2 protein-coding genes are annotated in these 8928 nt (G+C 60.5%); both read left to right on the forward strand.

Features of this window, described 5'->3' with window-relative positions:
• Window positions 1–22: 22 nt before the first annotated feature.
• Entirely contained in the window at window positions 23–7399 is a 7377-nt protein-coding gene (locus ABVT36_RS18655; RefSeq protein ID WP_368457904.1) for an amino acid adenylation domain-containing protein, read from the forward strand.
• On the forward strand, window positions 7399–8928 hold a 1530-nt coding region (locus ABVT36_RS18660), incomplete at its 3' end, for a condensation domain-containing protein (protein WP_368457905.1). The genes ABVT36_RS18655 and ABVT36_RS18660, both read left to right, overlap by 1 nt.

Raw genomic sequence — 8928 nt, forward strand, 5'->3', positions numbered from 1 at the left:
CCTGGGTATTGAGCCCGGCGAGGTGTTTTGCCAGAAAACCAGTATCGGCTTCGTCGACCACGTAGCGGAGCTGTTTCAGGGACTGGTTAACGGCGTACCGCTGGTGATGGTGCCGACGCACACCCTGCAAAGCGCCGGCAGCTTCGCCCCAGTGCTGAACCGCTGGCAGATTACTCGCATTACCCTGGTGCCCTCTCTCTTGGATGCACTGCTTGAGAGCGAATCTCTGCATGTGCCGAATTTGCGGGTGATGTACAGCAGCGGTGAGGCGCTCAGGCTCGACAACGGCAAGGTTTTCCGCGAGCGCTTTCCGGGTGCGCGCCTGGTGAACATTTACGGTTCGACGGAAGTGGGGGCCGACGCCACCGCCTGGGAGGTGGATACCTCTGAAACCGGGGTATTGATTGGCGGCACCTCGCCCATTGGGCGCGGCATCGATCGCCAGCGTGTCTACCTGCTGGGTCCCGCAGGGGAGCTGCTGCCGGAGGGCGCTGTTGGCGAAGTGTATGTAGGNGGAGCTGGCCTTGCGCGGGGTTATCTTGGCCGCCCGGAGCAAACGGCTGAGCGCTTTGTGCCGGACCCCTTTGATGAGGCGGAAGGCGGTGGTCGTTTGTATCGCACGGGGGATCTGGCGCGCTATGGCCGGGATGGCTGTCTTGAGTATGTGGGCCGGGTTGATCACCAGGTCAATATCCGTGGCTTTCGCGTCGAACCCGCTGAGATAGAGGCCCAATTGCGGCTTCACCCGAGGATCTTGCAGGCGGTGGTGATCACTCAGAACCCGGACGGACTGGACCAGATCTCTCATCGACAGGGCAGTAAAGAAGCCCACCTAATGGCCTACCTGGTGACCGATTCCACGGAAGAGGAGGCCTTGCAGGTCAGGCAATCTATCGAGGCCCATCTGCGCACCCAGCTGCCGGAATACATGCGGCCGTCAGCCATGCTCTTTATTGACAGCCTGCCCCTGACACCCAGTGGTAAGCTCGATCGGCAGGCGCTGCCGGCGCTCACTGAAAGTCCTCAGGCGCAGCTTGCAATGGCACCAGAGGGGCCGGTTGAAGTGTTGCTGGCGGACCTGTGGCGCCAGGTACTGAGCTGCGACACAGTGGCGCGCGATGATAATTTCTTTGATCTTGGCGGTAACTCATTGCTAGCCACCCGGCTCCTGTCGAGGATTCAGAACGCCTTCGACCGTCAGCTGAGTATTCGGGAGGTGTTTGAGTGTCAGTGTCTGCGTGAGCAGGCGGTCCTGATTATGCGCTCGCGAACGCTGCGCGAAGATATACCGCCGCTGGTGGCGAGCGATGATGGATTGCCCAAGCCACTGTCTTTCGCCCAGGAGAGAATGTGGTTTTTACACGAATATATCGGCCCACATCCGGTGTACAACCTGCTGTTGGCATTGGATATTCGCGGCGATGTGGACGCCGGGATTCTAGCGCGCAGTGTTTTGTCGGTGATCGAGCGTCAGCCTTCCCTTCGAACCCGTTTTATTCGCGACCAAGGGGGACTTCGGCAGGTCATTGAGCCCAGTAAAGGCCACCTCGATATTGAGGAAGCCGGCGGGGAAAATGATCTGTATCAGGCCTATGCCAGCGAACGCGATCGGCCATTTGACCTGTCCACTGACGTTCTGGCGCGAGTGCGACTGCTGCATTTGCGGGGCGGCGATCGCTACCTGCTGCTGCTTAGCATGCACCACGCTGTCGGCGATGCCTGGTCAAGCGAGATTTTTTATCGCGAGCTTGCCGCACTTTATCGGGCCTTTACCGCTGGCGAAGCATCACCACTGTCCAAGTTACCCCTGCAATACTCAGATTTTGCGCGCTGGCAGCGCCAGTCGCTGCGCGGCGAGATGTTGCAGGACGCCCTCGACTACTGGAGTCAGCAACTGTCGGGTTTGCCGCCTTGCCTGAATTTGCCTACGGATCGCCCCCGACCCGAGAAGCAGACATTTAGAGGGGGCAATATATCGGTTTCGCTGCCATCGCCACTGTTGCAGAGCCTGAGGCATCTTAGCAGGCGGGAAGGCGTCACCCTGTTTATGACCCTGATTTCGGCCTTCGCCGTCCTGCTCAGTCGCTACAGCGGCCAGCGCGACCTGGTGATAGGTACACCTATCGCCAATCGAACTCATGCACAGACTGAAGCGCTGATGGGCTTTTTCGCCAACGCCCTGGCCTTACCGGTCAGAGTGGGTGCAAATCCAAGTTTTGTGCAGCTGCTGCACCAAGTGCGTGAGACGACCCTGGGCGCCTATGACTATCAGTATTTGCCCTTCGAAAAGCTGGTGGAGGCGTTGAGTCCCCAGCGCGATGTGCGCTTTGCTCCGATTTTTCAGGTGATGTTTGCCCTGCAAAATGTACCGCTCGACGCTCCGCAGTGCGAGGGCATTGAGTGGTCATCTCTGGAACTGCCCGAGCACCTCAAGGACCGGGGTGTGGCCAAGTTTGACCTCACGCTTATATTGCGAGAAGGCACGTCTGAGAAGGGAAAAGATGTGCTCTACGGCGAGTTCGAATACAACTCGGATCTGTTTGATGCCGAGTCCGTTGAGAGGATATTTACTGACTATCGGCAGCTTCTTGGCGAGCTTCTTCACAAGCCTGAGGCAGCGCTTGGCAATCTGAACTACCTAAGCCCGGCGCTGTGTCAGTCGCGCTACAGTCAGTTGCATATCGATGACCCCTTGGGGGACGCTGGTGTTTTCACGCTCAATATTGATCGGGCTTTGGAGCTGCTGGACCCCGATCGATTCCGTAGCTTTTGTGCCGATGCCACAATCGCCCGGATTCAGGAGCTGAGTTGTGCAGGCGGAGCTCATATCGGGGTGTGTCTTGAGGATGAGGTCTTAGCCAATTTTACCGTACTTGCCATCCTCCAAAGGAATGCTGTAGCGGTTCTGCTGCCACCGGATGCACCTCGCTTACGCCTTGCCCATCTGGTCCAGGATAGCGGGATTAGCGCGCTTGTCACCGACTCGTCACACCTGGGGACCTTCGAGGTCGACGGCATCCCTGTGGTTTGCCTGCAGGCAGAACGGGAAATCGAGGGCGCTTCCCGGGTGTCTGTTGATCCCATATTCGTGCACGCTTTACAGACCGCCTTGTTATGTTATCCCGACGAGGGCGGACTAGCGCCGGTGGGCCGGGTTCTTTCATTGACTCAGTTGGCGGCACTGAAAAAACAGCTGGCCCTGTCCCCGCCGGGTCTTAACGGCGACCTTGTAGAGATGTGTTGTGCCAGTCTGGGTTTGATTTTGCCCGATACCGACGCGGATGAAAAAGCTGCGGAACAAGGGTTGGCGGTACTGGATAACAATGGTCAGTGGGTGGGCGAGGGCGTTACAGGCGAATTGTACCTGGATAGTCGGCTGGGTATGGAAAGCCTGTGGGCCCGGCCGCGGGAAACGGCTTTGGCGCTGGTGCCCAACCCCTTTTCCAAACGGCCGGGCGCCCGTCTCTGGGCAACGGGGCGGCGAGCGCTTTGCCAGGCGAATGGTCGTTGCCAAATTCTTGTGAGCAGAACTCAAGGTTATGGCTCCGGCGACACTCTGTCCCACAACCTATTGCAGGCGGCGTCGCTGCCGTTTCCCGGCAAATGGGTTGTGGTTGAACAGGCCGGCGATGAGAGCGCCGGCCAGCCGCCAATTGTCTCCTGTTATTACAGTCTTGCTGAGTCGCGCACAGATTCCGCGCCGACGGCGGGCGAGGTGAAAAAGGCTATCTTTCAACAACTGCGGGCACTTGGCTCATGTCGCCTGCCGACCCACTGGATGGCTCTCGAGGCGCTCCCCCTGACCGCCAACGGCAAGATTGACCGCAGCGCCTTGCCGCCGATCGGGCAGCAAAGCAAGAGCGGCACTCCGGTCCTCGAAGGCGTGGTGGAATCCCTTCTTGCCTTGCAGTGGCAGGCCGTGCTGGGACGCGAGGTCACTGATCGCAACGACAACTTCTTCGCCCTGGGCGGCCACTCCCTGATCGCCACCCAGTTGCTGTCGCGTATTCGCGACACCTTTGAAGTTACCCTTGGCATTCGCCAACTCTTTGAGCTGCAGACCCTCAGAGACCAGGCCGCCGCTATCGATGCGGCGCGCAGGGATGGCACCTCACCGGAAGCGTCCACTTCGCTGCAGGATCTTCCCCCCCTTGCGGCGCAGCCCCGGCCCGAACACCTGCCCCTGTCTTACGCCCAGCAGCGCCTGTGGTTTTTGAGCCAGTACATGGGGCCCAACGCGGTCTACAACATGCCCCTGGCTTTGCTTCTGCGCGGCGAGCTCGACACTGCGCTGCTTACCGCCAGCCTGGCCACGCTGTGGCAACGCCACGAGTCTCTGCGCACCCGCTTTGAGGAACGCGAGGGGCAACTGCAGCAGGTCATCGACGACCCGGCACTGAGCCTCGAGGTCGAAACTCTGTCATCCAGTGATCAGCTTCTAGGGATTTGTCGCGAGGAGCGCTTTTACCACTTTGACCTTTCCCGCGATGCCCTGTGTCGTCTGCGCCTTTTGCACGACCGGCAGGACCACAGCCACGTGCTGCTGGTGACCATGCACCACAGTATTTCTGACGGCTGGTCCCTGGGTATTTTCCTGCGCGAACTGTTGGCCCTGTACGATGCCCGCCGGCAGGGCAGGGCCGACACGCTGCCACCGCTGCCGCTGCAGTACGCCGATTTTGCCCTGTGGCAGCGCCAGTGGCTGCGCGGCGAGGTCCTGGACAGGCAGGTCGATTACTGGCGCGGGCAGCTGGCCGGTTTACCGCCCCTGTTAACCCTGCCCACGGATCGGCCACGCCCGGCGGAACAGAGTTATGACGGTCGGGTGGAAACTCTTACTCTGCCGGCGGCCTTGAGCACACAGCTTCGCCATCTCAGTCAGTCCCGGGGCGTGACCCTGTTTATGACTCTGTTGGCCGCCTTTTCGGTGCTGCTCAGCCGCTACGCCGGACAAAAAGATCTCGCCATCGGCACACCCATTGCCAACCGCACCCAGCGCGATACAGAGTCCCTGATTGGCTTTTTCGTCAACACCTTAGTGATGCGTTGCGATCTGCGCGACGATCCGAGTTTCGACACTCTGCTAAGGCGCACCCGGGAGACGGCCCTGGCAGGCTTTGCCCACCAGGACATTCCCTTTGAACAACTGGTGGAAAAGCTCAGCCCGGAGCGCAGTCTCAGCCATTCGCCCCTGTTTCAGGTGATGTTTGCGATGCAGAATGTGCCGCTTGACTGGCCGTCGACGGCGGGGCTCACAGTGAGTCCGCTGGAACAGGCGGCCGAAGCTGGGGTGTCGCGCTTCGACTTAACTCTGACCGTGGAAGAGGGCAGTGGCGAGGGCGCCATCAGCGGCGGCCTGGAATACAACACAGACCTGTTTGCGCGCGAGACCATGGTGCGCCTGCTGGCACACTACCAGGCGCTGCTGCAGGCCATAGTGGCGGCGCCCGAGCAATCGGTGGCGCGTTACGAGTTTCTTACGGCGGCGGAAAAACGCCTTCAGGTAGAGACGTGGAACCACAGTGGGGCAGCGGTGCCGGCGGTGGGACTTGCGCAGTTATTCGAAGCCCAGGTGACACGCACACCGGACGCGGTGGCTTTGGTGGCGGGCGACCGGCAGCTGAGCTATGCAGCCCTCAACGATCGTGCCAACGCCCTGGCCCATCGCCTGATGGACGAAGGCGTAGGGCCCGAGGTTCGGGTGGGGCTGTGTGTCGAGCGCTCGCTGGAAATGGTGGTGGGTCTGCTGGGCATTCTCAAGGCCGGTGGTGCCTATGTGCCTCTGGACCCGGATTACCCGCTGGCGCGTTTGCAGCACATCGTCACTGACAGCGGCCTTGCGGTGGTGGTGACGAGCGCGCAGACGGCGGCGGTAGTGGCGGGTCTCGACGGACCGGGAGACTGTGCACCGCGCGCACTGCAGATAAGTGCGGCGTTATCCGGGCCCTCTCTGGGCAATCCGGAATTGCCCTGCCATCCCGGGCAGGCGGCCTATGTAATTTACACCTCCGGCAGTACCGGTCAGCCTAAGGGTGTGGTCCTGAGTCATGTCAACGCGGTGAATTTTTTGACCAGCATGGGGCAGCGTCCGGGTCTCGGTCGTCGTGACCGCCTGTTGGCAGTGACCACCTTATCCTTTGATATCGCACTGTTGGAGTGGATGCTGCCGCTGGTTAACGGGGCTTGCTGTGATATTGCGCCGACGTCGCTAACCATGAGCGGTGACGAGTTGAGCGCGCGGGTGCAGCAGCAGGCCATCACACTGCTGCAGGCCACGCCTGTGACCTGGAAGCTGATGCTGGAATGCGGCTGGCAGGGCAAAGCCAATCTCAAAGGTTTGATCGGCGGTGAAGCCTTTTCCCAGGCTTTGGTGGCAGAACTGAGCCCGAAAGTGGCGTCCCTTTGGAACATGTATGGCCCCACGGAAACCTGCGTGTGGTCGAGTGTGGCGCAGCTTGAGGCGGGGGCTCAGGTGATCCTGGGTCGGGGCATCGGCAATACAGAGATGTATGTGCTGGACGCCCAGGGTCAGTTGTGTCCCCTGGGGGTTCCCGGTGAGCTCCATATTGGCGGCGCCGGTCTTGCGCGTGCGTACCACGGGCGGGCAGCCCTGACGGCAGAGCGTTTTGTGCCCCACCCCTACGCCACGCGTCCCGGTGAGCGCCTCTATGCCACGGGGGACGGTGTACGCTGGCAGGCGGGGGGCGAGCTGGTTTACCTCGGGCGCCTGGACCAGCAGGTGAAGTTGCGCGGCTTTCGCATTGAGCTCGGAGAAATCGAGAGCCTTCTGCTGGCTCAGAGTGCAGTGCAGGACGCCGTGGCAGTGGTTCGCCGTGAGCGCGAGGACAACCCCCAGTTGCTGGCCTATGTGGTGCCGGCCACAGGTTTGGCAGAAGAAGTCGTGCGAGAATCACTGAGGGAAGCTTTGCGCTGTCACTTACCCGGCTACATGCAACCCTCAGCCATCGGCGTGCTGGAGCATTTCCCCCTGACCGCCAACGGCAAGATTGACCGCAGCGCCTTGCCGGTGCCGGATGCGGTGGCAGCGAGTGCTGGGTTCGAGGCGCCCCAAGGTGAGTGGGAAGAGGTGTTGGCAGGGCTTTGGTCGGAATTACTGCGGTGTTCCCGTGTGGGGCGCGGGGATAACTTCTTCGATTTGGGTGGGCATTCGATTCTCGCCGCGCAGCTCCTTTCCCGCCTGCGGCAGGAGTTTGCTATTGGCCTGCCTATGCGCGCGGTCTTCGAACAACAAACCCTGCGAGGGCTTGCCGGGCGAGTGGAGCGGAGTGTCCAGCAGCGCTCGGGCGCAATGGGGGCAGAGGAGCTCAACGCGCACATTCAGGCTAATCAATCACACCTCGACGGTGCCGTGGATGAACTAGAGGAAGGGGAGATCTAGTGGATATTCACGCTATTGTCGAGCAGGCTGCCGCCAGTGGAGTATATCTCTATGTGGAGGGCGACAAATTAAAGTACAAAGCCCAGCAGGGCGGACTGCCGGATACGCTGCGAGCTCAACTGAAAGCCCATAAAACAGAAGTTATTGCCTACCTTAAAAGTGGCGATGACAAGAGTGCGCAGGGGGCAATGCCCGCTGTGACTGCCCGCGGGGACAATGCTCCGGCGCCCCTGTCTTATGCTCAGCGGCGACTCTGGCTGGTCGATCAGGTGATCGGTGCCAGTGCCCTGTATAACATGCCTCTGGCCTGGCGCCTGCGCGGTCGGGTCGATTCTGCGGCGCTGCTTAAGAGTCTGAATATTCTCACCATGCGCCACGGTTCCTTGCGCACCCGCTTCGATCGGGTTGGTGATGAGCCGGTGCAATATATCGATGCGGCGCCCGCGCCGCCGGTGTTTGAGGTCATAGATACCACGGCACAAGTGGAGGCCCAGTGCCGGGCCGAGCGCAATCATGCGTTCAATCTTGCAGGCGAAGGGCTTTGCCGCATACGGGTACTTAGGGATCGCGAAGATAGCGACCGGCATGGTAGCGACAGCCTGGTGTTGTTGGTGACCATGCACCACTGTGTGTCGGACGCCTGGTCTCTCGGTATATTTATTCGCGAGCTATTTGCCTGTTACTCCGAGCTTTGCCGCACAAAGGCGCCCCCCGAACTGGCGCCGCTTGCGTTTCAATATACAGATTACGCCAGCTGGCAGCGCCAATACCTGGGCCCGGATGTTTGGCGCGAGGATCTTGCTTACTGGAAACACCAACTGCGCGATTTGCCGGCACAACTGAGTTTGGCCTGTGACCGGCCGAGATCAGAGACACCGAGCTATCGTGGTGCAACGATCAGTGTCGTGATCGATCCAAGCTTGACGGCCCAGCTACAGCGTTTGAGCCAGAACAGCCAGGCGAGTTTATACATGACGCTGTTGGCGGCTTTTTCACTGTTGCTGTCGCGCCATGCTGGTCAGGACGATATCTGTGTTGGCTCACCCATTGCCAATCGCGATCAGCCTGGCACAGAGGCTCTGATTGGATTCTTCGTCAACACCCTAGTGCTGCGCACCCGTTTCGACGACGATTGCGATGTGCCCACCCTCCTGGCACGCACCCGGGAAACCGTGCTTGAGGCCTTCGACCATCAACAGCTGCCATTTGAAGCTTTGGTCGACGAGCTGAGCCCGACGCGAACAATGAATATCACGCCTCTATTCCAGGCGATGTTCGTAATGCAGAACATTCCCATCGAAGAAGAGGCTCTGCCCGGCGTCGAGCTGACGCCAATGCCGGTGGCCCCAGGCGAGGGGATGGCGCGCTTCGATCTGACGCTCACCGTGCAGCAAGGTTTGCGCGGGCTGGACATTGACCTGGAATACAGCTGCGACCTGTTTGAGGCGGATTGGGCGGAGGGCTTGTTGGCCCACTATCAGCAGTTGCTTGCCGCCATGGTGGCCACGCCCGAGCGGCGGCTGTCGCAG

The organism is Microbulbifer sp. TYP-18, assembly GCF_040932045.1.
In the GTDB taxonomy this organism is placed as follows: Bacteria; Pseudomonadota; Gammaproteobacteria; order Pseudomonadales; family Cellvibrionaceae; genus Microbulbifer.